The 23,806-nt window shown below is 69.9% G+C and carries 24 protein-coding genes; 19 read left to right on the top strand and 5 right to left on the bottom strand.

The features are described from left to right. Window positions 1-338 precede the first annotated feature (338 nt). On the top strand, window positions 339-920 hold the full coding sequence (locus ACZ60Q_RS34945; protein WP_469641593.1) for a hypothetical protein: 582 nt from the start codon (window positions 339-341) through the stop codon (window positions 918-920). Window positions 921-972: 52 nt separating this feature from the next. Here the strand turns inward: ACZ60Q_RS34945 and ACZ60Q_RS34940 are convergent, their stop codons facing one another. Next, on the bottom strand, window positions 973-1,284 hold the full coding sequence (locus ACZ60Q_RS34940; RefSeq protein ID WP_073745426.1) for a ferredoxin: 312 nt from the start codon (window positions 1,282-1,284) through the stop codon (window positions 973-975). A gap of 240 nt (window positions 1,285-1,524) precedes the next feature. On the opposite strand from ACZ60Q_RS34940, the gene arc reads away from it, so the two are divergent. From arc to prcA, 6 genes are all read left to right on the top strand, one after another. Further along, window positions 1,525-3,291: a proteasome ATPase gene (gene arc / locus ACZ60Q_RS34935; RefSeq protein ID WP_469641592.1), complete on the top strand. Its 1,767-nt coding sequence runs from the start codon at window positions 1,525-1,527 to the stop codon at window positions 3,289-3,291. A 236-nt stretch (window positions 3,292-3,527) separates the two neighbouring features. Beyond that, complete coding sequence (gene dop, locus ACZ60Q_RS34930) at window positions 3,528-5,039, top strand: depupylase/deamidase Dop (protein WP_469641591.1); 1,512 nt, start codon at window positions 3,528-3,530, stop codon at window positions 5,037-5,039. Between the two features lie 130 nt (window positions 5,040-5,169). Next, window positions 5,170-5,388, top strand: coding sequence for a ubiquitin-like protein Pup (locus tag ACZ60Q_RS34925; RefSeq protein ID WP_030583636.1), 219 nt, complete (start codon window positions 5,170-5,172; stop codon window positions 5,386-5,388). 250 nt (window positions 5,389-5,638) lie between these two features. Then, window positions 5,639-5,998: an endonuclease VII domain-containing protein gene (locus ACZ60Q_RS34920; protein ID WP_469641590.1), complete on the top strand. Its 360-nt coding sequence runs from the start codon at window positions 5,639-5,641 to the stop codon at window positions 5,996-5,998. Next, window positions 5,950-6,795: a proteasome subunit beta gene (gene prcB / locus ACZ60Q_RS34915; protein ID WP_469641589.1), complete on the top strand. Its 846-nt coding sequence runs from the start codon at window positions 5,950-5,952 to the stop codon at window positions 6,793-6,795. Before ACZ60Q_RS34920 ends, prcB begins: the two co-directional genes overlap by 49 nt. 49 nt (window positions 6,796-6,844) lie before the next feature. Then, the gene (gene prcA / locus ACZ60Q_RS34910) at window positions 6,845-7,648 is read left to right on the top strand and encodes a proteasome subunit alpha (protein ID WP_469641588.1); all 804 of its coding nucleotides are present in this window, start codon (window positions 6,845-6,847) and stop codon (window positions 7,646-7,648) included. A 54-nt stretch (window positions 7,649-7,702) separates the two neighbouring features. On the opposite strand, the gene ACZ60Q_RS34905 is transcribed toward prcA, so the two are convergent. Continuing rightward, window positions 7,703-8,737 carry a LacI family DNA-binding transcriptional regulator gene (locus ACZ60Q_RS34905; RefSeq protein WP_469641587.1) on the bottom strand — a complete coding sequence of 345 codons (1,035 nt, stop codon included), beginning with the start codon at window positions 8,735-8,737 and terminating at the stop codon, window positions 7,703-7,705. 134 nt (window positions 8,738-8,871) lie between these two features. Between ACZ60Q_RS34905 and ACZ60Q_RS34900 the strand changes: the two genes are divergently transcribed. The 12 genes from ACZ60Q_RS34900 to ACZ60Q_RS34845 all read left to right on the top strand — a co-directional run bounded on the left by ACZ60Q_RS34900 (window position 8,872) and on the right by ACZ60Q_RS34845 (window position 21,057). Beyond that, entirely contained in the window at window positions 8,872-10,131 is a 1,260-nt protein-coding gene (locus ACZ60Q_RS34900; protein ID WP_469641586.1) for an MFS transporter, read from the top strand. Window positions 10,132-10,140: 9 nt separating this feature from the next. Next, the gene (pafA, locus tag ACZ60Q_RS34895; protein WP_469641585.1) at window positions 10,141-11,502 is read left to right on the top strand and encodes a Pup--protein ligase; all 1,362 of its coding nucleotides are present in this window, start codon (window positions 10,141-10,143) and stop codon (window positions 11,500-11,502) included. Window positions 11,503-11,651: 149 nt separating this feature from the next. Next, window positions 11,652-12,590, top strand: a complete 939-nt coding sequence (locus ACZ60Q_RS34890; RefSeq protein ID WP_469641584.1) for an FKBP-type peptidyl-prolyl cis-trans isomerase — start codon at window positions 11,652-11,654, stop codon at window positions 12,588-12,590. Between the two features lie 43 nt (window positions 12,591-12,633). Then, window positions 12,634-13,005, top strand: coding sequence for an FKBP-type peptidyl-prolyl cis-trans isomerase (locus ACZ60Q_RS34885; RefSeq protein WP_469641583.1), 372 nt, complete (start codon window positions 12,634-12,636; stop codon window positions 13,003-13,005). A gap of 163 nt (window positions 13,006-13,168) precedes the next feature. Continuing rightward, window positions 13,169-14,122, top strand: a complete 954-nt coding sequence (locus ACZ60Q_RS34880) for a helix-turn-helix transcriptional regulator (protein WP_469641582.1) — start codon at window positions 13,169-13,171, stop codon at window positions 14,120-14,122. A gap of 13 nt (window positions 14,123-14,135) precedes the next feature. Continuing rightward, the gene (locus ACZ60Q_RS34875; RefSeq protein ID WP_469641581.1) at window positions 14,136-15,092 is read left to right on the top strand and encodes a helix-turn-helix transcriptional regulator; all 957 of its coding nucleotides are present in this window, start codon (window positions 14,136-14,138) and stop codon (window positions 15,090-15,092) included. Between the two features lie 22 nt (window positions 15,093-15,114). Then, on the top strand, window positions 15,115-15,423 hold the full coding sequence (locus ACZ60Q_RS34870) for a hypothetical protein (RefSeq protein WP_469641580.1): 309 nt from the start codon (window positions 15,115-15,117) through the stop codon (window positions 15,421-15,423). Window positions 15,424-15,486: 63 nt separating this feature from the next. Then, on the top strand, window positions 15,487-15,684 hold the full coding sequence (locus ACZ60Q_RS34865; RefSeq protein ID WP_469641579.1) for a hypothetical protein: 198 nt from the start codon (window positions 15,487-15,489) through the stop codon (window positions 15,682-15,684). 218 nt (window positions 15,685-15,902) lie between these two features. Beyond that, window positions 15,903-16,199, top strand: a complete 297-nt coding sequence (gene tatA / locus ACZ60Q_RS34860; protein WP_469641578.1) for a Sec-independent protein translocase subunit TatA — start codon at window positions 15,903-15,905, stop codon at window positions 16,197-16,199. A 49-nt stretch (window positions 16,200-16,248) separates the two neighbouring features. After that, on the top strand, window positions 16,249-17,214 hold the full coding sequence (gene tatC / locus ACZ60Q_RS34855; RefSeq protein ID WP_469641577.1) for a twin-arginine translocase subunit TatC: 966 nt from the start codon (window positions 16,249-16,251) through the stop codon (window positions 17,212-17,214). An 18-nt stretch (window positions 17,215-17,232) separates the two neighbouring features. Next, complete coding sequence (locus ACZ60Q_RS34850) at window positions 17,233-18,123, top strand: diacylglycerol kinase (RefSeq protein WP_469641576.1); 891 nt, start codon at window positions 17,233-17,235, stop codon at window positions 18,121-18,123. 93 nt (window positions 18,124-18,216) lie between these two features. Beyond that, complete coding sequence (locus ACZ60Q_RS34845; protein ID WP_469641575.1) at window positions 18,217-21,057, top strand: DEAD/DEAH box helicase; 2,841 nt, start codon at window positions 18,217-18,219, stop codon at window positions 21,055-21,057. A gap of 301 nt (window positions 21,058-21,358) precedes the next feature. On the opposite strand, the gene ACZ60Q_RS34840 is transcribed toward ACZ60Q_RS34845, so the two are convergent. From ACZ60Q_RS34840 to ACZ60Q_RS34830, 3 genes are all read right to left on the bottom strand, one after another. After that, window positions 21,359-21,796 carry an SPW repeat protein gene (locus ACZ60Q_RS34840; protein ID WP_469641574.1) on the bottom strand — a complete coding sequence of 146 codons (438 nt, stop codon included), beginning with the start codon at window positions 21,794-21,796 and terminating at the stop codon, window positions 21,359-21,361. 113 nt (window positions 21,797-21,909) lie between these two features. Further along, entirely contained in the window at window positions 21,910-22,884 is a 975-nt protein-coding gene (locus ACZ60Q_RS34835; protein WP_469641573.1) for an ADP-ribosylglycohydrolase family protein, read from the bottom strand. A 96-nt stretch (window positions 22,885-22,980) separates the two neighbouring features. Continuing rightward, on the bottom strand, window positions 22,981-23,628 hold the full coding sequence (locus ACZ60Q_RS34830) for a fasciclin domain-containing protein (protein ID WP_469641572.1): 648 nt from the start codon (window positions 23,626-23,628) through the stop codon (window positions 22,981-22,983). Window positions 23,629-23,806: the final 178 nt, after the last annotated feature.

The following is a 23,806-nucleotide window of genomic DNA, read 5'->3' as shown; positions in this document are numbered from 1 at the left end:
GCGGCGCTGTGCGGGGCGCCACCCAACCTCGCGGCCCCCCCCCGCGCCCCCCCGCCCCCCCCCCGGGGGGGGGGGGGGGGCGGGGGGGCGGGGGGCGCCCCCCCCCCCCCCCCCCCCCCCCCCCCCCCCCCCCCCCCCCCCCGCGCCCGCCCCCCCCCCCCCCCCCCCCCGCCCCCCCCCCCCCCCCCCCCCCCCCCCGCCCCCCCCCCCGCCGCCCACGCCTTTTCGTTGCCCCGCCGTTCCGCCCCGGTGTGAGGTGTGGCACGATGCCGACAACCCCTCGGGGGTGTTCCCCACCCCCTCACCGGGCTTCCAGGAACCATCAGGAGACATACCGCGTGCAGACCCCCGCGCTCCCGGACCTCGCCCACACCGCCGCGAAGCCGGTGCACTGGCTCGCCACGGCCGCGGCGATGGCGGGAGTCGTCGCGCTGGCCGGGCTGCTCCAGCCCCGTACGGCCACCGCGACCGCCACGGACCCCGAGCAGCGGGCCACGACGCGGCACGGCGCCCCCGCCCCCGCCCCTGACCCGGCCGGCGTGGAGTTCCCGCTGGAGTGCGGCGGCGCCGGGACGACCGTCGCCAAGAAGGCCTCCGGGGACCTCGACGGCGACGGACGGCCGGAAACCGTCGCCGTGGTGCACTGCGCCGCCGGTTCGGGGACCCCGCCCGGCGGCATCTACGTCCTGACACGGAGCAGCGGGGCCGCACCCCGGGTCGTGGCGACCCTGGTGGACCCCGCTGACAGGAAGACGGTCGGGGACTTCGCCGTACGCGATGGCCTCGTCTCGGCGACCCTGCTCGGCTACTCCTCGCTCGACGTGCCCCGCTGCTGTCCCGACCAGGAGGAACAGGCCTCCTGGCGATGGAAGGGGAAGGCGTTCGTCCGCACCTCCGGGGAGCTCGCGCGCAGCGTCTGAGCGCGCTCCGCGGGGCTCCGGCCGACGTCGGGGCGCGAGCCCGGCGTATCGGCTAGTCGGCGTCGGGTCCGTACACCTCGACGCTGTCCTTGACGCGTCGCACGTGGATGCAGTCGCCGGGGCACTCCTTGGCCGAATCGACGACGTCCTGGAGCAGCGGCAGCGGCACCGGAGTGGTCGCTCCCGGGTTCTGGAGCAGCTCGTCGTCGCCGCTCTTCACATAGGCCAGGCCGTCGATGTCCAGCTCGAAGACGTCGGGGGCGTACTGCACACAGATGCCGTCGCCCGTACAGAGGTCCTGGTCGATCCAGACCTCCAGGTCCTGCGTGTCACTGTCGCCCGGCGAGTCCTGCTGCACGGTCATGTGTCCTGCCGTTCCTGCGTATCTGAACCAATTGGAGCCAGCCCTGACGGGTGTTGAACAGTTCGACGATACAACCGGCGGCTTTCCGGTGCCGAAGGGTGGGTATTCCCTTGACGTGAGGGAGAGCGCAAGGGTGAAGATCGGACACGCCCCGCAGTCTTTGTGATCTAGGGGTTTCAATCATCACCCACCCAGGTAGGGTCAGGAAGCGTCCAGCTCCCCATGGAGGAGGTGAGGACCGTGGCAGCCCACGACGACGACATCAACCGCGGCATCCGGCCCGCGCGAGGGTCAGAGGACCCAGCCGGCCAGGTTGCCTATCTCGAGCAGGAAATCGCCGTCCTGCGACGTAAGCTCGCCGACTCTCCGCGTCATACGAGGATTCTCGAAGAGCGGATCGTCGAGTTGCAGACGAACCTTGCAGGCGTGTCCGCACAGAACGAGCGGCTCGCCAACACGCTCCGTGAGGCGCGTGACCAGATCGTGGCACTGAAGGAGGAGGTCGACCGGCTCGCGCAGCCGCCGGCCGGTTTCGGAGTCTTCCTGCAGGCCAACGAGGACGGCACCTGCGACATCTTCACCGGGGGCCGCAAGCTCAGGGTGAACGTCAGCCCCAGTGTCGAGCTCCAGGACCTCCGGCGTGGCCAGGAGGTCATGCTCAACGAAGCGCTCAACGTGGTCGAGGCCATGCAGTTCGAGCGCGCCGGGGACATCGTCACCCTCAAGGAGATCCTTGAGGACGGCGAGCGAGCCCTGGTGGTCGGGCACACCGACGAGGAGAGGGTGGTGCGGCTCGCCGAGCCGCTGCTGGACATCACCATCCGCTCGGGCGACGCCCTGCTCCTGGACTCCAGGTCGGGTTACGTCTACGAGGTGGTCCCCAAGAGCGAGGTCGAGGAGCTCGTCCTCGAAGAGGTCCCGGACATCGACTACGACAAGATCGGCGGCCTGGGCGACCAGATCGAGCTGATCCGCGACGCGGTCGAGCTTCCGTACCTGCACCCCGACCTCTTCAAGGAACACGAGCTTCGCCCGCCGAAGGGCATCCTGCTCTACGGTCCGCCCGGCTGCGGCAAGACCCTCATCGCCAAGGCCGTCGCCAATTCGCTCGCCAAGAAGGTCGCCGAGGTCACCGGGCAGCCCACGGGAAAGAGCTACTTCCTCAATATCAAGGGCCCCGAGCTCCTCAACAAGTACGTCGGCGAGACCGAGCGTCACATCCGCCTGGTCTTCCAGCGTGCGAGGGAGAAGGCGAGCGAGGGCACCCCCGTCATCGTCTTCTTCGACGAGATGGAGTCCCTCTTCCGCACCCGCGGCAGTGGCGTCAGCTCGGACGTGGAGAACACCATCGTTCCGCAGCTGCTTGCAGAGATCGACGGGGTGGAGGGTCTGGAGAACGTCATCGTCATCGGCGCCTCCAACCGCGAGGACATGATCGACCCCGCCATCCTGCGACCGGGCCGTCTCGATGTGAAGATCAAGATCGAGCGTCCGGACGCCGAGGCGGCGAAGGACATCTTCGCGAAGTACCTGACCCCAGGGCTTCCGCTGCACGCGGACGATCTGGCCGAGCACGCCGGCTCCCGGCCGGCCGCCGCCAACGCCATGATCCAGTCCGTCGTGGAGCGGATGTACACGGAGTCCGAGGAGAACCGCTTCCTCGAGGTCACGTACGCCAACGGAGACAAGGAAGTCCTGTACTTCAAGGACTTCAACTCGGGCGCGATGATTCAGAACATCGTCGACCGGGCAAAGAAAATGGCCATCAAGGCATTCCTGGAGCAGGGCCAGAAGGGGCTGCGGGTCGCTCATCTCCTGCAGGCCTGCGTGGACGAGTTCAAGGAGAACGAGGACCTGCCGAACACGACCAACCCGGACGACTGGGCCAGGATTTCCGGCAAGAAGGGTGAGCGGATCGTCTTCATCCGCACACTCGTCACCGGAAAGCAGGGTGCGGACACCGGGCGTTCCATCGACACGGTGGCCAATACCGGACAGTACCTGTAATACGCGGACCGGCTGCGGAAGCCCCCAAGGGCGTCCGCGGCCGGTCTTATTCCCCCGTTCCGGCCGTGCCGGAACAATGTCGTAATTGATCTCCCCACCGGCGCAGAGGCGCTCTAGGCTCTGCGGTACCGCCGAGTCGCGCAGTGCGGTGACGGGCACCGCATACGCACCGGACTGAAGCAGCGGTACTTGAGCGTCGTTCCCGGAGGGGGCCGGCGCCGGGCAAGGAGGGCCGCATGACCGTACGGCGAGTAATGGGCATCGAGACGGAGTACGGGATCTCCGTCCCCGGCCACCCCAACGCCAATGCCATGCTCACCTCGTCCCAGATCGTCAACGCCTACGCGGCGGCGATGCACCGGGCGCGTCGCGCCCGCTGGGACTTCGAGGAGGAGAATCCGCTGCGTGACGCGCGAGGCTTCGACCTCGCCCGGGAGACCGCCGACTCCAGTCAGCTGACCGACGAGGACATCGGCCTGGCCAATGTCATCCTCACCAACGGCGCCCGGCTGTACGTCGACCACGCGCACCCCGAATACAGCTCCCCGGAGATCACCAATCCGCGCGACGCGGTGCTCTGGGACAAGGCCGGCGAACGGGTCATGGCGGAGGCCGCGGAGCGGGCGGCCGCCATCCCCGGCGCACAGCCGATCCACCTCTACAAGAACAACACCGACAACAAGGGCGCCTCCTACGGCACGCACGAGAACTACCTCATGCAGCGGCAGACGCCGTTCTCGGACATCGTGCGCCATCTGACGCCGTTCTTCGTCTCGCGCCAGGTCGTCACGGGCGCGGGCCGGGTCGGCATCGGCCAGGACGGCAACGAACACGGCTTCCAGATCAGTCAGCGCGCCGACTACTTCGAGGTCGAGGTCGGCCTGGAGACCACACTCAAGCGCCCCATCATCAACACCCGGGACGAGCCGCACTCCGACGCCGAGAAGTACCGCCGACTCCATGTGATCATCGGCGACGCCAACCTCTCGGAGATCTCCACCTATCTCAAGCTCGGCACCACGTCCCTGGTGCTGTCCATGATCGAGGACGCCTTCATCAACGTCGACCTCGCGGTCGACCAGCCCGTGCGCACCCTGCACCAGGTCTCCCACGACCCGGACCTCCGGCAGCTGATCACGCTCCGCAGCGGCCGGACGCTCACCGCGGTCCAGCTCCAGATGGAGTACTTCGAGCTGGCCCGCAAGTACGTCGACGAGCGGTACGGCGCGGACGCCGACGAACAGACCAAGGACATCCTGACCCGCTGGGAGGACACCCTCAACCGGCTGGAGACCGATCCGATGAGCCTGGCGGGCGAGCTGGACTGGATCGCCAAGCGGGAGCTCATGGAGGGCTACCGCCGCCGCGACGCGCTGGACTGGGACGCGCCCCGGCTGCATCTGGTGGATCTCCAGTACGCGGACGTTCGGCCCGACAAGGGCCTCTACAACCGCCTGGCGGCCCGCGGGAAGATGAAGCGCCTCCTGGACGAGGTCGAGGTCACCAGGGCCCGCACGAAGCCCCCTGAGGACACCAGGGCCTACTTCCGGGGGCGCTGCCTGGAGCAGTACGCCGACGACGTGGCGGCGGCCTCGTGGGACTCGGTGATCTTCGACCTGCCGGACCGCGACTCCCTGCAACGGGTGCCCACCCTGGAACCGCTGCGCGGTACGAAGGAACACGTCAAGGACCTGCTGGACCGCTGCCGGACGGCGGAAGAGCTGGTCCGTGTGCTGTCGGGCGGCTGAAAGGCCTCCGGGCTGGGAATCAATCACCTGAGGCGCGGGCGTTGCATCAACTACGGGGTCAAATGTCGGACCCCGTGGGTAGGGTCTGATCAAGAGCTTCGATTGCTTCGAACCGAGCGGGGTGAGCTACATGGCGACCAAGGACACCGGCGGCGGACAGCAGAAGGCGACGCGTTCCACCGAGGAGGCCGAGGAGCAGGCGCAGGACGCGCAGGCGTCCGAGGACCTCGCCGAGCGCCAGGAGAAGCTGAGCGACGACGTCGACTCGGTTCTGGACGAGATCGACGATGTCCTCGAAGAGAACGCCGAGGATTTCGTGAGGTCATTTGTCCAGAAGGGCGGGGAATAAGGGCTGAATGTTCGACTTCCCGCGGAGGGGCGACGCTCCCGCTGCCGGAAGGCTCTGCCGCGGCGGTCTTTCGCTGGTCACAGGGCCATGCGTGATGGCCTCCGGGCGTATTGCCGGAAGTGCTCTGCCGAGTACCGCCGGCAGCGTCGGGAGGCCAAGGGCAAGTCGGTCCGCGGCAAGGTGCCGGTGCCACGGGAGTAGGAGCGCTGACCGCAGTGCGGCGAGGTGAAGCCGCACGATCAGCGGGAGCGTGACAAGTCGTCCTCCGACGGCTGGTCGAGCTACTGCCGCGCATGCGGGGGCGAAGCGGAATCGGATCAGCTGCTTCCGGCGCAAGTGCGGCCTCGGTCCTGCCGAGCTGGACGCGGCTCAGCAGGGCGTGTGTTGTATCTGTCCAGTCGCTCCGGCTGAGCATGTGGATCACTGTCATGAGACGGGTAGGGTCCGTGGCGTACTGTGCTTCAGCTGCAACGCGGCCCTGGGGCAGTTCGCGGCCCTGGGGCAGTTCAAGGATCGGCCGGATGCCATAAGGCGTGCAGCCGCATATGTGGAGGGAAACGCGTGGAAGCCAACACTCGTAGCACCGGGCGTCTACCAGCTGCCTTCCTGACGCCGGGGTCGTCCTCGTTCATGGACTTCCTGTCCGACCAGTCGCCCGGGATGCTCCCGGGCAACCGGAGCCTGCCGCCGCTCCAGGGGGCCATCGAGGCGCCGCACGGGACGACCATCGTCTCGGCGTCCTTCCCCGGTGGCGTGGTCCTGGCCGGCGACCGGCGCGCCACCATGGGCAACATGATCGCGTCGCGCGACATGCAGAAAGTCTTCCCGGCCGACGAGTACTCCGCGGTGGGCATCGCAGGCACCGCCGGACTGGCTGTGGAGATGGTCAAGCTGTTCCAGCTGGAGCTGGAGCACTTCGAGAAGGTCGAGGGTGCCCAGCTCTCCCTGGAGGGCAAGGCCAACCGCCTCTCCACCATGATCCGCTCCAACCTCGCCATGGCCATGCAGGGCCTCGCCGTGGTGCCCCTCTTCGCCGGTTACGACGTCGACCGCGAGGAGGGCCGCATCTTCTCCTACGACGTCACCGGCGGCCGCACCGAGGAGAGCGGCTACGCGGCCACCGGCTCCGGGTCGATCTTCGCCCGCAACTCGATGAAGAAGCTCTACCACGAGGACCTGGCGGAGGAGCAGGCCCTCACCCTGGTCGTGCAGGCGCTGTACGACGCAGCGGACGACGACTCGGCGACCGGCGGCCCGGACATGGCCCGCCGTATCTTCCCGATCGTCACCGTCATCACCGACGAAGGCTTCCGGAGGCTGACCGACCAGGAGTCCTCCGAGATCGCGCGCTCCATCCTGGAACGCCGACTCGAGCAGCCCGACGGCCCGCGCGCCGCGCTGCTCTGATCCGGACCCCCAGACGCACTCGTCACTGACAGAAAGGGACGGATAGCCGGTGTCGACGCCGTTCTATGTCTCACCCCAGCAGGCCATGGCCGACCGGGCGGAATACGCCCGCAAGGGCATCGCCCGTGGTCGCAGCCTTGTTGTGCTGCAGTATGCCGACGGCATTGTGTTCGTCGGCGAGAACCCGTCCCGTGCCCTGCACAAGTTCAGCGAGATCTATGACCGGATCGGTTTCGCGGCCGCCGGCAAGTACAACGAGTACGAGAACCTCCGCATCGGCGGCGTGCGCTACGCCGATCTGCGCGGATACACCTACGACCGGGACGACGTGACGGCTCGTGGGCTGGCCAATGTCTACGCCCAGACGCTCGGCACCATCTTCTCCAGCGCGGCCGAGAAGCCGTACGAGGTGGAGTTGGTGGTCGCCGAGGTCGGCAGCGCGCCCGAAGGGGATCAGATCTACCGGCTGCCGCACGACGGTTCGATCGTGGACGAGCACGGCTCCGTCGCGGTCGGCGGCAACTCCGAACAGATCAGCAGCTTCCTCGACCAGCGCCACCGCGACGGCATGACGCTGGCCGAGGCGCTCAAGCTGGCCGTCCAGGCGCTCTCGCGGGAGCCGGGCGGCGGTGAGCGGGAGATCCCCGCCGAGCGCCTGGAGGTCGCGGTCCTGGACCGCACCCGTCCCCAGCAGCGCAAGTTCAAGCGGATCGTGGGCCGTCAGCTGGCCCGGCTGCTGGACACGGAAGCCGCCGGCAGCACGCCGACCGACGCCCCGTCCGACACCGAGGACACCGACAGCACGGACAGCACCGACAGCACCCCCGACTCCACGGAGGAGACGGACAAGTAGGCGAGCGGCGCCCCGAGGGCCGCGGTGCCCCCGGGCCGAGGCCCGGGGGCACCCTCATGCCCGGTCGGCGGGCGGCGGCGCCGTGGAACCGCGTACGACCAGCCGGACCGGCAGACCGCCCCGCTCGACGCGGCGGCTGTCCAGCACGGCGAGCAGCGCCTCCATGCCTCGCTCCCCGACCTGCTCCGCCGGCAGCCGTACCGTGGTCAGCTCCGGCTCCAGCGCGGTGGCCAGCGCCAGGTCGTCGAATCCGGTGACCGACAGTTCGTCCGGCACCCGCAGCCCGAGCCTGCGGGCCGCCTTGCAGGCGCCGGCGGCCAGAATGTCGTCGTCGCAGACGATCGCGGTGGGCCGGTACCCGGTGGCCGACAGGGCCTGTTCAACCGCCTTGCGCCCCGCCCGTGCGTCCAGCGGCGCCCGTACGGTGCGCACGGTCGTGTCCCCCGCCGCTCCCAGAGCGTCGTGCAGCGCCTCGGCGCGCACCGCGAACGTCCAGGTGTCCACAGCGGACGCCAGATGCAGGAAGCGGCGGTGGCCGAGCCCCAGCAGATGGTCCGTCACCTGCCGCATCCCGTCGGCGATGTCGAGATTCACATGGGCGGCGGGACCGGTGTCCGAGGGATCGCTGTCCAGCATCACCAGCGGCAGATCCGCCCCGTGCAGCGCGCCCAGCGCGTCGGCGGCCATCGAAGATGCGATGACCCCGTCGAGCGCGGCGCGGGCCGAGGCGAAGGGGTCCCGGGCCGGGCCCGTGCCGTCCGGCGAGGGGTAGAGCACCACGCCGAAGTCGTGTTCGGCGGCGAGCGCCGCCGCCCCGGCGTACACCCGCGCGAAGAACTCGTTGGTGAGCGCGGGCACCACCAGCAGCGCGGTCCTGGTGCGGCCGAGCCGCAGACTGCGCGCCGCCAGATTGGGCCGGTAGCCGATCTCCGCCGCGGCGTCCCGGACCCGCTGGGCCGTAGCCTCCGACACCCTGCCCGGCCACTTCTCACCGAGCACCAGGGAGACCGTCGCCTGGGAGACGCCCGCCGCACGGGCCACGTCGCGGCTGGTGGGCCGGGCGGGGCCGGGCTGCTGCGCGCTGGTCACTCGTGCCTCCGTGCGGGATTTTCCGTAACGCCGCGAGGTGGACCCGCGAACTGCGCACATGGTACGTATGAACCTCGACGTTATACGTAACACCTCGGGGGCGGCACGGTCGGCCGGGGCAGAGAGGGGCGGAAATGGCCGCGGGATATCTGGACATCCTCCGGGCGCGGCATGCCGCCCGGCTGCTGACGGGCACCCTGGTGGGGCGGCTGCCCAACGGCACCGCGCACATCGCGATCGTGCTGTTCACCCGGGCCGAGGGCGGCAGCTACACCCTGGCCGGCGCACTGGCGGCCGCCTACGGACTGGCCACCGCCGTCGGGCAGCCGCTGCTCGGCCGGGCGGTCGACCTCTACGGGCAGCCGCGCGTCCAGCTCCCGGCGGCCGTGGTCTCCGCGCTCGGCATGTCCCTGCTGGCCTTCACCGGCCTCTCCTCGCTCCCGTCGGCCTACCTCGCCGTCGTCGTCGCCGGAGTCGCCACACCGCCGCTGGAGGGCGGCCTGCGGGCCCTGTGGCCCAGCGTCCTCAAGGGGGAGGGCCAGGTGCATCGGGCCTACGCCCTGGACGCCGTGGCGCAGGAGATCATGTTCACCATCGGCCCGCTCCTGGTGACGCTGCTCGTCTCACTCTGGTCGCCGGCCGCCGCCCTGCTCGTCATCAACGCGATCGGCGTCCTCGGCGCGTTGTCGGTCGTCCTGTCCGAGCCCTCGCGCACCTGGCGCTCCGCGCCTCGTGAGGCGCACTGGCTCGGCGCCCTGCGCTCGCCCGGACTCCTCGCGCTGTTCGGCGCGTTCTTCTTCGTCGGGCTCGCCCTCGGCTCCATCACGGTGGCCGCGGTGGCCTACGCCGACGACCACGGCCGGGAATCGGTGTACGGCTGGCTGATGGCCGCACTCGGGCTCGGCGCGCTGATCGGCGGACTGGCCTACGGGGCGCGGCAGTGGGCCGGTGCGCCCGAGAAGCGGCTGCGCGTCATCGTCGGGCTGCTGGCACTGGGCTATCTGCCGTTGACACTCACCCCCTCGCTGCCCGTCATGGCCGCCCTCGCCGCCCTCGCCGGAGTGTTCCTCGCACCGGCCATCGCCTGCTCCTTCATCGTGGTCGACCGGCACGCCCCGCGCGGCACGGTGACCGAGGCGTTCTCCTGGCTCGTCACCACGTTCGGCGTAGGCGCGGCAGTCGGCACGGCCGTCGCGGGACCGGCGGTCGAACTCGGCTCGACCGCCTGGAGCTTCGCCGTCGCGGGGGCCGGGGGAGTGGCCGCCCTGGTGGTCCTGCTCGCCACCGGAAGCGTCCTCGCGGCTCCCTCCCGTACGCCCGCCGTCGTGACGGGATCGGAAAATGATCGGAACGGAGCCGTCGAACCCGGTTTCAGCTCAGGCCATAAGGCGTAATGTTCAGTCATGGACCGCCGCATTTTCGGGCTGGAGAACGAGTACGGCGTCACGTGCACGTTCAGGGGACAGCGCCGACTGTCACCTGACGAAGTGGCGCGCTACCTCTTCCGCCGTGTTGTGTCATGGGGCCGCAGCAGCAATGTCTTTCTGCGGAACGGCGCCCGCCTCTACCTCGACGTGGGATCGCATCCGGAATATGCAACCCCCGAATGCGACGACGTGACCGAACTGGTCACGCACGACAAGGCGGGCGAGCGCATTCTCGAAGGCCTGCTCGTCGACGCCGAACGCCGCCTGCACGAGGAGGGAATCGCGGGCGACGTCTATCTCTTCAAGAACAACACCGACTCGGCGGGAAACTCCTACGGCTGCCACGAGAACTACCTCGTCGCCCGCCACGGAGAATTCTCCCGGCTCGCGGACATCCTCATTCCGTTCCTCGTCACCAGGCAGCTGATCTGCGGTGCGGGCAAGGTGCTCCAGACCCCGCGCGGCGCGGTCTACTGCGTCAGCCAGCGTGCCGAGCACATCTGGGAGGGCGTCAGCTCCGCGACCACCCGCTCCCGGCCGATCATCAACACCCGCGACGAACCCCACGCCGACGCCGAGCGGTACCGCCGCCTCCACGTCATCGTCGGTGACTCGAACATGTCCGAGACGACCATGCTGCTCAAGGTCGGCGCCACCGACCTGGTGCTCCGCATGATCGAGGCGGGCACGGTGATGCGCGACCTGACCCTGGAGAACCCGATCCGGGCGATCCGTGAGGTCAGCCACGACCTCACGGGGCAGCGCAAGGTGCGCCTGGCCAGCGGCCGGGAGGCCTCGGCCATCGAGGTCCAGCGGGAGTACTACGAGAAAGCCGTGGACTTCGTCGAGCGCCGGGGCATCCGCACCGGCACCGTCGAGAAGGTCCTGGAGCTGTGGGGCCGCACCCTGGACGCGGTCGAGGCCGAGGACCTCGACCGGATCGACACCGAGATCGACTGGGTCATGAAGTACAAGCTCATCGAGCGGTACCGGGCCAAGCACAACATGACCATGTCGAATCCGCGGGTTGCCCAGATAGACCTCGCCTACCACGACATCCACCGCCGTCGAGGACTCTTCTACCTCCTGGAGCGCAAGGGGCAGACCGCCCGCATCTGCGACGACCTGAAAATCTTCGAGGGCAAGTCGGTGCCCCCGCAGACCACCCGGGCGCGGCTGCGCGGCGACTTCATCCGCAGGGCCCAGGAGCAGCGGCGGGACTTCACCGTCGACTGGGTCCACCTCAAGCTCAACGACCAGGCGCAGCGCACGGTGTTGTGCAAGGACCCGTTCCGTTCCGTGGACGAGCGGGTGGAGAAGCTGATCGCCGGCATGTGAGCAGACGTCACCGCAGCACGGCCCCGGCCCTCAGGACCCACCGGTCCTGGGGGCCGGGGCCGTCTGTGCGGGGTCCGGCTCCGAGTGAATCGGAGGGCCTAGAGTGTTGCGGGACCGATTCACCGTGCCCCCTGAGATCTGAGGAACCAGTGCGCCGAATTGCCGGCCTTCTTCTCGCCCCCCTCCTGCTGCTGACGGCAGTGGCGTGCGGCAGCGACGACAAGGCCTCCGACTCCGCCTCGTCCAAGAACGGCGTTCCCGCGATCACCGCGGGCGCCAAGTTCGGCGAGAAGCCCACCCTCTCCAAGGGTGAGGGTGACCCGCCCAAGGAGCTGAAGACCGAAGTCATCAGCGAGGGGGACGGCGCGAAGCTCAAGAACGGCGACGCGATCCAGGTCAACTACCTCGGCCAGGCGTGGGACTCCACCAAGCCGTTCGACAACAGCTTCGACCGCAAGCAGCCCTTCGACCTGACGCTCGGCGCGGGCATGGTCATCCAGGGCTGGGACAAGGGCCTGGTCGGCCAGAAGGTCGGCAGCCGCGTCGAGCTGGTCATTCCGCCGGAGCTCGGCTACGGCGAGCAGGGCCAGGGCGACATCAAGCCCAACGCCACGCTCACGTTCGTCGTCGACATCCTGAAGGTCACCCAGATCCCGGCTTCCGCCAAGGGCACCGAGGTCGCCCAGGACAACATCGACCTGCCCAAGGTCGGCGTGAAGACCGACGGCAAGGCCCCGACGGTCACCATCCCCAAGGGCGACCCGCCGAAGAAGCTCGTCTCCAACTACGTCCTGGAGTCCGACGGCGAGGTCGTCAAGGAGTCCGACAGTGTCGTCGTGAACTACGTCGGCATGATCTGGAAGGGCGCCAAGGAGTTCGACAACACGTACACCACGGGCAAGACCCAGACCTTCCCGCTGTCCCAGGTCACCCTCAAGGGTCTGAAGAACGGCCTGGTCGACAAGAAGGTCGGCAGCCGGGTGCTGCTCGTCATCCCGCCGGACCAGGCCTTCGGTGACCAGCAGCAGCAGGCCATTCCGAAGAACTCCACCCTGGTCTTCGCCGTGGACATCCTCGCCAAGGTGTAAGACTGTCCCGGTTGCCCAGTTCATCATTTAGAGGAGCAGTTCAGTGAGCATCGAGAAGCCCGAGGTCGACTTCCCGGGCGGCGAGCCGCCGGCCGACCTGGCGATCAAGGACATCTGGGAGGGCGACGGCCCGGTGGCCCAGGCCGGCCAGACCGTCTCCGTCCACTACGTGGGCGTGGCCTTCTCCACCGGCGAGGAGTTCGACGCCTCCTGGAACCGCGGCACCCCGCTGCAGTTCAAGCTCGGCGCCGGTCAGGTCATCTCCGGCTGGGACCAGGGCGTGCAGGGCATGAAGGTCGGCGGTCGCCGCGAGCTGATCATCCCCGCGCACCTCGCCTACGGCGAGCGCGGCGCCGGCGGCAAGATCGCCCCCGGCGAGACGCTGATCTTCGTCTGCGACCTCGTCGCGGTCTGATCCGTTCCGGTTGTGCGAATGAGGGCCCCCGCCGCACGGCGGGGGTCCTCACCGCTGTCCGGCGGGGCCTGTTACCGCGCTCCGGTCAGCGGCCCGCTTTTTGGTCCCCACACCCCGGGGCGGTACGGTCGACGGTCGTAGAGCAACAAGAGAAAGGGCGTCGATGGCGATTGCCAAGGCCGAGCGGTTGATGAACCTCGCGCTGTGCCTGCTGGGGACCCGGCGCCCGCTCAGCAAGCGCGAACTCCGCGAATCGATCGAGGCCTATCTCGAAGCGGGCTCCGACGAATCCTTCAACCGGATGTTCGAGCGCGACAAGGACGATCTTCGCGAGCTCGGCCTCGTCATCGAGACCGTCGAGAACCTCGACGGCGACACCGGATACCTGGCCCGCCGCGACAGCAACCGGCTGCCCCCGATCACCCTGGACGCCGAGGAGGCCGCGGCCCTCGGCCTCGCCGCCAAGGTCTGGCAACAGGCCCGCCTCGCCGGAGCCGCCAGCGGCGCCCTCCAGAAGCTGCGGGCCGCCGGAATGCCGGAGGCCGAGGACGCCTACGAGGTCCACAGCGCCCTCGAACCCCGCATCCCCGTCCACGAGGCCGCCTTCGAGCCCCTCATGCTGGCCTGCCGCGACCGCCGCCCCGTCACCTTCGACTACCGCAAGGCCAACTCCGCCCGCTCCGAGCAGCGCCAGGTCGAACCCTGGACCCTCGAATGCTGGCGCGGCCACTGGTATCTGGCGGGCTGGGACCGCGAGCGCGGTGCCGAACGCGTCTTCCGGCTCTCCCGCATCACCGGCAAGGTCCGCTCCCGCGCCGGGGCCTTCAGCGCCGAGGTGCCCGACGTCGTCACCGTCCGCGAGACCGTCGAGAGCTGGGCCGGCGAGACCGCGACCCGTACCGCCCGGATCAGGCTGCGCGCCGGAGCCGGCTACCCGCTGCGGTCGCGCGCGATAGCCGTGAGGGAACGCGGCGACGGCTGGGACGAGCTGGAGATCCCGTACGGGCACGGCCTCGACGCCTGGCTCGTCGAGTTCGGCCCGGACGTCGTCGTGGAGGAACCCGCCGATCTGCGGGCCGATGTGGTGGACCGGCTGCGCGCCGTGGCCAAGGACTAGGGGCAGGGAAACGATGGCCACGAACGCGATCGACCAGACCCGCCGGATGCTGTCCCTGGTGACGTATCTGCGCGAGCGCCCCGGCGCCCACGTCCAGGACGTGGCGCGGGCCTTCGGGATCACCGAGGACGAGCTGATCTCGGACCTCGACGTCCTGCCCATGTGCGGCACCAGCTTCCGCGGCGGCGACCTCCTCGACATCGACACCGACGGCGACCGGATCTGGTGGCACAACCCGGACGACGTCGCCGAGCCGCTCCGGCTCGCCGCCGACGAGGCCACCGCGCTGCTCGTCGCCGCCCGCGCCGTCGCCACCCTGCCCGGCCTGCGCGAGAGCGACCGGCTCGCCCTCGTCCGCGCCACCGCCAAAGTGGAGACGGCCGCCGGCGAGTCCGGCGCGGCCAGCTCCCGGCTCTCGGTGACCTTCGAGGCGGAGGGCGGCGTCTTCGCCGACGTCGACCGGGCCATCTCCGAGCGACGCCGGCTCTGGCTGCGCTACTACTCGCCCGCTCGCGACGAACTCACCGAGCGCGAGGTCGACCCGATCCGGCTCTTCGCCGTCGGCCACACCTATATGGAGGGCTGGTGCCGGCTCTCCGAGGCCCGCCGGACCTTCCGGCTGGACCGGGTCGCCGAGATCCGCCTCCTCGACGCCCCCGCCGCCCCGCCCGAGCTGGAGCTGCGCGACCTGTCCGCGGGGCTCGTCCAGCCCGCCGCCGAGGACCCGGAAGTCGTCATCGAGGTCGGCACCGGCGGCCGCTGGGTCGCGGAGTACTACCCGCACGACTCCGCCGAGGAACTGCCCGGCGGCGGCCTGCGGATCACCCTGCGCACCCCGGACCCGGCCTCCCTGCGCCGACTGGCCCTGCGCCTCGGCGGCGACGGCCGCATCGTCACCCCGCCGGAACTCGCGGACAGCGCCCGCGAGGCCGCCCGGGAGGCACTCGCCGCCTACGAGGACGCGGTCTGAGACCCGAGGAGGGGAGACAACGATGAACCGGACGCCCCTGTTTCCGGCCGCCACCGGGATCCGTCCGGCGACCCTGCCCGGCACCGGTCCCGTCCCCGTGCCGGTACCCGCCGCCGTACGGTTCCGGGCCGCCTGCCCCGACTGCCGCGGGCGCTTCGAGCTGGCCGCCTCGGCACTGCGCCTGGCGATCGGCGCCACCAGCCGCACCACCTTCTACACCTTCACCTGCCCCGAGTGCGGCGCCGCGGTCCGTAAACCCGCCGGGGAGCGCATCATCGAACTGCTCACCGGCGGCGGCGTACGGACACTGCGCCTGCACTCCGCCCGGTAGTGACCCGACCACAGCGCCCGCCACAAGCCCCGTGGGCAAGCCCGTAGGAAGAGGGACCGCCGTATGTTCTGGCCCATGCTCGCCATCGCCCTCGGATTCCTGGGCATCGCCGTGCTCGGTGTGCTCGGCGTCAAGGTCTTCGTCGAGGCCCAGCGTCTCGGCCGGCAGGTCACGGTCACCACGGAGCGGATCAACCGGGCGTCCGAAGACCTCGAACAGGCGGCCACCCGCTTCGCGGCCACCGGTGACGGCCTGCGATAACGGGCCCGGGGGCCTGCTGCTCGACAGCGCCGGGGGGTACGCTGCATGGGTCGGCCCAGGCAGGGAGGTGCGGGTCGCAAGCGGGAGTACGCACGGGCATTGCCTCGCGTTCACCCCTGCGGGTTACGATCGCTGGCAAGCGCAACGATCGGACGTATGCCCGGTCGAACGGGTAGCGAGCCCACCCTCCAGCCGCCTCAGTGAGAAGGAAGTCGCACATGATCGGCAATCTGAAGCCCCTCGAGATCGTTCTGATCATCGCTGTCATCCTGCTGCTCTTCGGTGCCAAGAAGCTTCCCGACATGGCGCGTTCGCTCGGCAAGTCGGCCCGCATCCTCAAGAGCGAGGCCAAGGCCATGAAGAAGGACGACGCGGCGACCGCGACGCCCACGACGGAGACCGTCGGGGACCCGACACCCCCGCAGTCCACCACCGCGCGCACCATCCAGGCCGCCCCGGGAGACGTCACCAGCTCCCGCCCGGTCAGCGAGGCCAAGCCCACCACCCAGAGCTGACAGCTGACGCGCTCCGCCGACAGCCGCCGCACGAGACGAGGGAAGTGGGTTGCTCAAGTCTGCCCGCAAGCAGGAGAAGGACGACGAGGGGCGGATGCCTCTCCTCGATCACCTGCGTGAGCTGCGTAACCGGCTGCTGAAGGCCGTGCTGGCGATCGTCGTGGTGATGATCGTGGCGGCGTTCTACCAGAAGGAGATCTACGAGTTCCTTCTGGCTCCCATCCAGGAGTCCGTCGGCTGTAGGAACGGTGTGGTCATCACCGTCGACGGCAAGTCCTGCGCACTGCTGAAGACCGACACCCTGATCGGGCCGTTCACCAACGCACTCAAGGTCGCGCTGATGTCCGGTGTCCTGCTGGCGACCCCGGTCTGGCTCTACCAGCTGTGGGCCTTCGTCGCCCCGGGACTGCACAAGGGCGAGAAGCGCTACGCCTACGCCTTCGCCGTCGTCGGCGCACCGCTCTTCCTGGCCGGCGGCTACCTCGCCTATGTGATCCTGCCGCAGACCGCCGAGATCATGCTCGGCTTCAGCCCCGATGATGTGCAGAACCAGATCGGTCTCGACAGCTATCTGGACCTGCTCGTTCGTATGGTGATCATCTTCGGGCTCGCCTTCGAGCTTCCGCTGCTGCTCATCGCGCTGAACATGACCGGAATCGTCTCCGGAAAGCGCATGCTCACCTGGTGGCGTGGGATGGTCGTCGGCCTCACCGCTTTCGCGGCCATCGCGACCCCCGGCGGCGAACCGGTCTCCATGCTGCTTCTCGCCGGCCCGCTCGCTGTCCTCTACTTCATCGCCGTCGGCTTCTCCCTGCTGAACGACAAGCGGCGCAACCGCAGGAACCCCGACGCCGAGCTCAGCGACGACGAGGCCTCGGATCTCGATCTGACGCCCGAGCCCGTCGGCAGCATCGAGAACGTCTCCGGCTCCCGCCCGGCACTTCCGGGCCAGGCGTCCGCTGAGGCGGACGGTCCGGGATCGCACCGGCTCAACGGTTACGACGACGTCACCTGACCTTGTAGGGTCCGGCGGGTGACCAGCGAGATCACCCTCTTCGTCAATCCCACCGCAGGACGCGGCCGGGGCGCGCAGGCCGCGCAGCCGGCCGCTTCCGCGTTGCGGGACGCCGGATTCTCCGTCCGTACGGTGCTGGGCGAGGACGCCGACGACGCCCTGCGCCGGGTCCGCGAGGCCGTCGCGGCGGGGACCGGGGCGCTGGTAGCCGTGGGCGGGGACGGACTGCTGTCCCTCGCCCTCCAGGCCGTCGCCGGGACCGCCACCCCGCTCGGCGTCGTCGCCGTCGGCACCGGCAACGACTTCGCCCGAGCGCTGGGCCTGCCGATACGTGACCCGGCCGCCGCCGGACGGCTGGCCGCACGGGCGCTCAAGGAAGGCGGCCACCGCGACGTCGACCTCGGGCGCGTCGGCGACCGCTGGTTCGGATCGGTCCTCGCCTCCGGCTTCGACTCCCGGGTCAACGACCGGGGCAACCGGATGCGCGTCGGCGGCCGGTTCACGTACGACCTCGCGATCCTCGCCGAACTGGCCGCCTTCCGGCCTGTCCCGTACCGGATCCGGCTCGACGGGGGAGAGGCCACCGAGATCGAGGCGACTCTCGTCGCGGTCGGCAACGGAACCACGTACGGCGGGGGCATGCGGATCTGCGCCGACGCGGAGATGGACGACGGGCTCTTCGACGTGACCGTGGTGGGGCAGTGCTCCCGCACCACGCTCCTCAAGATCTTCCCGAAGGTCTACAAGGGCACGCACCTGGGCCACCCCGCCGTCACGGTGCACCGGGTCTCCTCGATCGAGCTGGCGGCGGCCGGGGTCACGGCGTACGCGGACGGTGAACCGCTGGGCGCGCTGCCGCTCACCGCCACCTGTGTACCGGGTGCCGTGCGGGTGCTCACCGGGCGCTGAGCCGGCGCTGACCGGGCGTCGGGCGAGCGAACGGCCGAGGGCATTTAAAGATCGCGCTGAGTGTCGGAGGTGACGGGTAGGCTCGTATGCAAGATGACAGAGGACCTCTCACCAGCTGAGCGATACCAGGCTTCTCAGGTCCGTGCGGCCGAGATGGCGACGGCCCTCGGGCCCTTCCGCGAGATGTACGAGTTCGGACTGGACCCGTTCCAGATCGAGGCCTGCCAGGCACTGGAGGCGGGCAAGGGGGTGCTGGTCGCGGCCCCCACCGGGTCGGGCAAGACGATCGTCGGTGAGTTCGCCGTGCATCTGGCCCTGGAGCAGGGCCGCAAGTGCTTCTACACGACACCGATCAAGGCGCTCTCCAACCAGAAGTTCGCCGATCTGGTCAAGCGGTACGGCGCCGACAAGGTCGGCCTGCTGACCGGCGACAACAGTGTCAACTCCGAGGCACCGGTGGTCGTGATGACCACCGAGGTCCTGCGGAACATGCTGTACGCGGGCTCCCAGTCGCTGTCCGGACTCGGCTATGTGGTCATGGACGAGGTGCACTACCTCTCCGACCGCTTCCGGGGCGCGGTGTGGGAGGAAGTGATCATTCACCTCCCGGAGTCGGTGACGCTGGTATCCCTGTCGGCGACCGTCTCCAACGCGGAGGAGTTCGGCGACTGGCTGGACACCGTGCGCGGCGACACCGAGGTGATCGTCTCGGAGCACCGTCCGGTGCCGCTCTGGCAGCACGTGATGGCCGGCCGCAAGATGTACGACCTCTTCGAGGAGGCGACCGACCACGGGGGGCGCGGCGCCGGACGGCGTGAGGTCAACCCGGACCTGGTCCGTCTTGCCCGGCAGGAGAGCCAGAACGTCTACAACCCCCGGGACCGCCGCCGGGGCAAGATGGTGCGCGAGGCCGACCGTGAGCGCGAGCGGCGCCAGCGCGGCCGGATCTGGACGCCCGGCCGGCCCGAGGTCATCGACCGGCTGGACAACGAGGGCCTGCTGCCCGCCATCACCTTCATCTTCAGCCGGGCCGGCTGCGAGGCCGCCGTCCAGCAGTGCCTGTACGCCGGCCTGCGGCTCAACGATGAGGACAAGCGACGGCTGGTCCGCGAGATCGTCGAGGAGCGGACCGCGTCCATCCCCGGCGAGGACCTGCACGTCCTGGGCTACTACGAGTGGCTCGAAGGCCTGGAGCGGGGCATCGCCGCGCACCATGCGGGCATGCTGCCGACGTTCAAGGAAGTCGTCGAGGAGCTGTTCGTCCGCGGTCTGGTGAAGGCCGTCTTCGCCACCGAGACGCTGGCGCTCGGCATCAACATGCCCGCGCGTTCCGTGGTGCTGGAGAAGCTCGTCAAGTGGAACGGCGAGCAGCACGCCGACATCACTCCCGGCGAGTACACCCAGCTCACCGGCCGGGCCGGGCGCCGCGGCATCGACGTCGAGGGCCACGCGGTGGTCCTGTGGCAGCGCGGCATGGACCCGACGGCGCTGGCCGGCCTCGCCGGGACGCGTACGTATCCGCTGCGCTCCAGCTTCCGTCCTTCGTACAACATGGCGGTCAACCTGGTGCAGCAGTTCGGGCGGCACCGCTCGCGCGAGCTGCTGGAGACCTCGTTCGCCCAGTTCCAAGCGGATAGGTCCGTCGTCGGGATCTCCCGGCAGGTGCAGCGCAACGAGGAGGGTCTGGAGGGCTACAAGGAGGGCATGACCTGCCACCTCGGCGACTTCGAGGAGTACGCGCGCCTGCGGCGCGACCTCAAGGACCGCGAGACGGAGCTGGCCAAACAGGGTGCGGCGCAGCGGCGGGCGTCGGCGGCCTCCTCGCTGGAGAAGCTGAAGCCGGGGGATGTCATCCATGTGCCCACCGGGAAGTTCGCCGGGCTCGCCCTGGTGCTCGACCCCGGGCTGCCCGCCGGACGGGCCAACGGCCACCGCGGGTTCGACCAGCACGACGGGCCGCGCCCGCTGGTACTGACCGCCGAGCGGCAGGTCAAGCGGCTGGCCTCGATGGACTTCCCGGTGCCGGTGGAGGCGCTGGACCGGATGCACGTCCCGAAGTCGTTCAACCCGCGCTCGCCGCAGTCCCGGCGCGATCTGGCCTCCGCGCTGCGGACGAAGGCCGGGCACATCGTGCCCGACCGGCACCACAAGGGGCGGGCGCCGGCCGCCGACGACCGCGAGATCAGCCGGCTGCGGACCGAGCTGCGCGCCCACCCCTGCCACGGGTGCGACGAGCGGGAGGACCACGCGCGGTGGGCCGAGCGTTACCACCGGTTGCAGCGGGACACACGGCAGCTGGAGAATCGGATCGAGGGGCGGACGAACACGATCGCCCGGACCTTCGACCGGATTGTCGCGCTCCTCACCGAGCTGGACTACCTCCGGGGCAACGAGGTCACCGCGAACGGGCGGCGGCTGGCCCGGCTGTACGGGGAGCTGGATCTGCTCGCCAGCGAGTGCCTGCGCGAGGGTGTGTGGGAGGGCCTCAACCCCGCCGAACTCGCCGCGTGTGTCTCGGCGCTGGTGTACGAGGCGCGGCAGGCCGATGACGCCGTCGCACCGAAGCTGCCGTCCGGCCCCGCCAAGCTCGCCATGGGCGAGATGGTGCGGATCTGGGGGCGGCTGGACGCGCTGGAGGAGGACTTCAAGATCAACCAGACGGAAGGGGTCGGGCAGCGCGAGCCCGATCTCGGCTTCGCCTGGGCGGTCTACATGTGGGCCTCCGGCCGGACGCTGGACGAGGTGCTGCGCGAGGCGGAGATGCCGGCGGGGGACTTCGTACGGTGGTGCAAGCAGGTGATCGATGTGCTGGGGCAGGTGGCCGCGGCGGCTCCCCGGGATGCGGGGGAGGGGGCGGGTTCCGTGGCGAAGAACGCGCGCAAGGCGGTGGACGCGGTGTTGCGGGGAGTGGTGGCGTACAGCTCTGTCGGCTGACGCGACGGGTGTCGGGCGTGCCTGTGCCTGGCGGGGGTGGGGCGGGTGGTGCGGGTGCGCCTGCGGCGGGCTTGGTCCCCTACCCACCCCTTCCCGAAACCGGGGCTCTGCCCCGGACCCCGCTCCTCGAGCGCCGGAGCGGCTGGAAGGACCCGGACCCCGCTCCTCGAGCGCCAAAGGGGCTGGAAGGGCCTGGGCCCTGCTCCTCAAGCGCCAAAGGGGCTGGGGAAGGACCGGACACCCCGCTCCTCAGGCGCCAAAGGGGCTGGAGGAGGGGCGGGGCTGTCGGGGCGTGCCGGGGTCAGGTGCTGCGTGTTCTGGCCGCTGCTCCCGCGCAGACCATGCCCAGCAGTACGGTCAATCCGCCGACGATGATGTTGCTGATCACGATTCCGGTGTCCGGGCTGCTGCCCACCACCCAGCTCGACACGATGATCCACGCACCCATGGCGCAGATCGCCCAGCTCAGGCCGTACATGCGCGCCGGCATCGCGGTGAAGCCGAGAGCCAGTACCGCGATGGCGATGCCCATCACCAGATTGTGTGCTGCCAGGGTCGGCTGGCTGGCCGTGAAGTGGAGCACCCACGGGGAAACGGCGCAGTAGAGGCCGACGAGGAACACCGGCGCGTCCACCAGCGCCACATCGCGACCGCCCATCACCCGGTCGTACCGCGCACGCATTTCGGAGGCATCGGGGTGGCCCGATATATCGCTCCTCGCGTGTGAGACGTTGCTCATGAGATTTCGTCTCCTTCGTCGTGCGGGCCCCGCCGTCGTGCGGATGGATGCGGCAGGCACCCTCATCCCCATAGTGCTCTTATATTTCGCTTATGCGTACTTTTCGGGCGAAATTACTGGAGGGATCCTCGGGAGCTCCGAGGACCTTCGGAGTCCAGTCGGCCGGCCAGGACGAGAAGGTCCTCCGTGGTCAGTCGGCGGTCCCCGTGGCCGGGCAGGGTTACGTGCAGGGGCTCGGTCCAGCGGGCGGGGATCGTCCCGATGCCGTACACCGCTCCCGCCAGGCCACCCGTCACGGCTGCCACCGTGTCGGTGTCCCCGCCCACGTCGACAGCGGCCGCCAGGGCCCGTTCGAAGGTGTCCGTCGTGCGCAGCGCCCAGAGCGCTGTGCCCAGGCAGGGCCACACCGCGCCGTTGAACTCGGTCGCCAGGCCCGGGTGCCAGTCGGGCGCCAGCACCGTCGCCCAGCGGGCCCGGTGGGCGGCGTGCACCTCGGCCAGCGTCGTGGGCAGGGCGGCGAGAGGGTCCTCGCCCGCGAGCGCGACCCGGATCAGTTCGTGGAAGACCGCGGTGCCCTCCCAGGCCGCCCGGTCGCCGTGGGTCAGCGCCGCGATGCGGCGGGCCGCCTCCATCGTCGCCGGGCGGCCCGCGTGCGCGAAGTACACCGCCGATGTGGTCGCCCGCATCAGTGAACCGTTGCCCGCGGCCCGCCCGTTGAGTTGGAAGTGCAGGGCCGCCGCCAGGTCCCACGGTTCGCCATTGGTCAGCACGTCCTCGGTCTGGAGGCCGATGTCCTTCGGCCCGCCCGCGGCCCACCGCCGGAACCGGTCGAACATGTCCGGCAGGTCCAGGCCGCACCGCTCCAGCAGCGAATCCCCGACCAGCACGGCCATCTGCGTGTCGTCCGTCGTCTCGCCCGGGTCCCAGCCGCCGCCCCCGCACAGCGCCCCGACGCCGTCCGGGAAGCGGGCGGTGAACACGCCGGCGGGGCCGAATTCGAACGGGGCGCCGAGCGCGTCCCCGGCGGCGGATCCGACCACGGATCCGGCCACACGGTCGCCACGGCCCATGGGTTCACGGTGCGTCATCCGGTCAGGCTAAGGCAGCGCCCGCGCACGACGAGGGGCGGGGAGCCGCGGTACACCGCGGCTCCCCGCCCCTCGTCCGTGGGGGATCGGTGGGGGTTACTTCGGGGGCATCAGGACCGTGTCGACGATGTAGACCGTCGCGTTGGCGGTCGGGACGTTGCCGCAGACGACCTTCGAGGAGTCGTTCACGGTGTACTCGACGCCCGAGCCGGCCGTGGTCAGCCTGCTCTTCTCCAGCGTGTCGAAGGACCCCTTCTCCAGCTGCTGCGGCGTCAGTTTCTCGCCCACCACGTGGTACGTGAGGACCTTGGTGAGCTCGGCCTTGTTCGCCAGGAGTGCGTCCAGGTCGGCCTTCGGGATCTTGGCGAAGGCGTCGTTGGTCGGGGCGAAAACCGTGATGTTCTCCGCGTTGTTGAGCGTGTCGACCAGGCCTGCCTGCTTCACGGCGGCCACCAGCGTCGACAGCTCCTCGTTGTTCGAGGCTGCCGTGGCGACCGGGTCCTTCGCCATGCCGCTGAACGAGCCCGCACCTTCCTTCGGCACCGACGAACAGGCCGGGCCGAACGGCTCGTCCATGGTCGCCGAATCGTCGGCCGAGGGGCTCGCCGGCGTGGACGCGCTGGGAGCCGAGCCTGCCGCCGAGTCCTTGGAGGAGTCGTCCGACGAGCAGGCGGTCAGTGCCAGCGGCAGCACGACCGCTGCGGACACGGCGACGGCTGCGCGGCGGAAGAGGAGCGTGTTCATGGCGTTTCTCCTGGGTCGAAGGTCTTGTGCGGAGAGAGAAAGAAGAAGAGATAGCGGAAGTGGGGCAGGCGCTGGGCGGGACGGCCCGGGCGGAAGTGCCCCGGCCGTCCGCGCGTCGTTCCGCTCTGCTCTCACACAAGGGGTTCGGCGCCGGTCGGGCGGCGGATTGGTCCCGGGC

This window comes from Streptomyces sp. NPDC104313 (assembly GCF_055583985.1).
The sequence above is the reverse complement of the archived record's forward strand: the minus strand, read 5'-3'. Positions and strand labels throughout refer to the sequence as shown.